This window comes from Streptomyces daliensis (assembly GCF_054782395.1).
The window spans coordinates 1-2644 of the sequence record NZ_BAAGSO010000074.1; the positions used below are offsets into that span (position 1 = coordinate 1).

Sequence of the window (2644 nt, forward strand, 5' to 3'; positions counted from 1 at the left end):
CCCCACCACGACGTCGGAAAAACGGCGAAACGACCCGAGTCGATCAAAGAGCGATCCCGGCCCGGAGGATAAAGCACAAGCTGAGATGCTGAGCCGCATGGTGAAACTCGACGGATCGCCCGTAGCCGCAGCCGACCTGCTCCCCTTGGCGCTCACGTCCTACGCGCACTTCACCTCCATGCGTGTCGACGCCGACGGCAGCATCCGGGGCTTGGCCCTGCACATGGAACGCCTGGTGCGGGACTGCAAGACGGTGTGGGGCGCCGAGCTGGACACCGGCCTCGTCCGCGACTACGTCCGCCAGGCCCTGGACGGACAGAGCGGGCCGTGCGTCGTACGCGTCACGCTCACTGATCCGACGGTCGAGGTGGGGCACCCGGCGGATGCCGACGAGCCGCACATTCTGGTGTCCGTACGCGGCGCCGGCGCGATGCCCCCGGAACCGCTGCGCACGATGAGCGTGCCGTACGTCCGCGACCTGCCCGAAGTGAAGCACTGCGGGCTCTTCGGGGCGCTGCACGCCCGCCGCACCGCGCAGCTCGCCGGTTACGACGACGCCCTGTTCGTCGGCCCGGACGGGTTCGTGAGCGAGGGCGGGACCTGGAACGTCGGCTTTGTCGACCACGAAGGCACTGTGGTGTGGCCGCAGGCCCGTGTGCTCCCCGGCGTCACTATGGCACTGCTCCAGCGGCACGCGGAGTATCGAACGGCCACCGTCACCCTGGAGGAGGCCAAAGGCATGGCTGCGGCGTTCGCGACGAACACGAGCATCGGCGTCAGGCCCCTCTCCGCGATCGACGGAACCGAGTTCCCCACCGAACACCCCACCTTGAGCCAGCTCCAGGAGACCTACCTGTCGGTCCCCGGCGAAGCTCCGTAGAACGCCCTGCCGGGGGTGACCAGGTGGGTCAGGTGGGCCGGCCGCGAGGTGGGACTGTCACGGAAGGCCATGCGGAAGACCGGCAAGGAGTTCGCGGAGCTGGTCGGCGTGAACCCGCGCCAGGTCTCCCGGTGGGAAGGTCGGAGCGAGAGCATCGAACCCAGTGCGCGGCACCATCGCTTTGGAACACGGCGAGCGCCACCATGTGGGACAACGACACCGGGTTTCGGTGCGTGAGTCTGCCTTCGGCCGCACGGGATCTGTCCTCTGAGTACCTGGAAGGACCGCACAAGTGACCACAAAGAGCGGACGCGCACTGATGGCTGATGCGCTTGCAGATGCCGCCTGGAAGGCGTCCACCTACAGCAACGACACAGGCGGTTCCTGCGTCGAGGTAGCGGACGTGACCCGCACGCACTCCTGTATAGGCATTCGCGACTCGAAGAACCCCGCCGGACCCGCGCTGTTGTTCACGCCCGACGCCTTCACCGGCTTCATCACCGGCATGAACGAGGGCCGTTTCAACCGCTCTTGACCCGAAGAGCCCGCAACGACGGCTGACCCGTCTCCCCCTGCCTGTAACAAGGGGAGAGGGGCCAGCCTCGTATTCATCCACGCTGGCCTCAACCGCTCTGTCCGCCGATGCGGTGCGTCATCGGCCGACGACAGCAGATGGATTTCCGTACTCTGGCCCCATGGGAGCTGCCATTCGCGCTGACAGGGAGGGGCTGAGGACAGCCATGGTCCGCAATGAGGCCCTGACGGTCACAACTTGGCAAAGCGCCTGAGGAAGCGCAGGTCAGCAAGGGTGGTCCCCGCGCAGGCGGGGGTGGTCCCACCCTCAACGCCCTCCAGGTGGAGCTGGTCGGGTGGTCCCCGCGCAGGCGGGGGTGGTCCGAACCACGCGCGCAAGAAGGCCCTGGCCGACCTGTGGTCCCCGCGCAGGCGGGGGTGGTCCGCGATTCCGCGACCCGTGGGCCGTGGATGAGATGTGGTCCCCGCGCAGGCGGGGGTGGTCCGAGCGGAGAGGACCGGCTAGCCGAACAGCTCGCGTGGTCCCCGCGCAGGCGGGGGTGGTCCCTGTGATCCAACAGCGGGCGGAGCACGCGGCGAGTGGTCCCCGCGCAGGCGGGGGTGGTCCGCCGCCGAGATGCTCCGCACCCGCCTGCGGGTCGTGGTCCCCGCGCAGGCGGGGGTGGTCCGCGGCAGGCGGCCGAACTCGGCCGCATCCGCACGTGGTCCCCGCGCAGGCGGCGGGGATGGGGGCTGCGGGCCAGCGTAAAAGCGAGCTCGCAGCGCCCCCACCTCATCGGCCCGGTGTGGTGGCGTACCAGAGTGCGCCCAGCGGGGCGGCTACGGCGAGCCAGTAGAGGACGACGTCGGCCCGGCCCCTCATGGTGTCGCCTCCCCCGCCTGGCCGCCGGAGTCATCGAGGTACTGCGCCCGCAACCAGTCCGGGGCGCAGTGGCGGCCCGCGCAGATCACGGCGCACGGTGCACGGCACGCGTAGAGCAGCCCGCCAGGACCCGACCCCGACTCGATGACCTGCACCAGCACCGCATCCGCGCTCCACTCCCCGCACTCACAGCACAACTTCCGCGAGCGCGACAGGCCCACCAAGTCCTGCATTACGGCCTCCCCGTGGGGACGCGAAAAGTGCACCACGTGGTCGTGCCCCGGTTACTACTGAGGTTTTCGGGTTGGTGTCGGATGGTGACGTGCGGTGATCCCTGCGGTAGGCCGGAAGCATGCGGTATGCGCAGG

Annotated in this window: 3 protein-coding genes and 1 CRISPR repeat array; of the genes, 2 read left to right on the forward strand and 1 reads right to left on the reverse strand. The window is 69.2% G+C overall.

Features of this window, described 5'->3' with window-relative positions; translation table 11 throughout:
* Nucleotides 1–97: 97 nt before the first annotated feature.
* On the forward strand, nucleotides 98–880 hold the full coding sequence (locus ACYVOO_RS16755; RefSeq protein WP_461016443.1) for an aminotransferase class IV family protein: 783 nt from the start codon (nucleotides 98–100) through the stop codon (nucleotides 878–880).
* A gap of 292 nt (nucleotides 881–1172) precedes the next feature.
* A complete protein-coding gene (locus ACYVOO_RS16760) occupies nucleotides 1173–1415 on the forward strand; it encodes a DUF397 domain-containing protein (RefSeq protein ID WP_461016444.1) in 243 nt (80 codons plus the stop codon).
* 273 nt (nucleotides 1416–1688) lie between these two features.
* Nucleotides 1689–2143: direct repeats of the CRISPR family, unit length 28 nt; unit sequence GTGGTCCCCGCGCAGGCGGGGGTGGTCC.
* Between the two features lie 129 nt (nucleotides 2144–2272).
* Here ACYVOO_RS16760 and ACYVOO_RS16765 read toward each other — a convergent pair.
* On the reverse strand, nucleotides 2273–2509 hold the full coding sequence (locus ACYVOO_RS16765) for a hypothetical protein (protein ID WP_461016445.1): 237 nt from the start codon (nucleotides 2507–2509) through the stop codon (nucleotides 2273–2275).
* Between the last annotated feature and the right edge of the window lie 135 nt (nucleotides 2510–2644).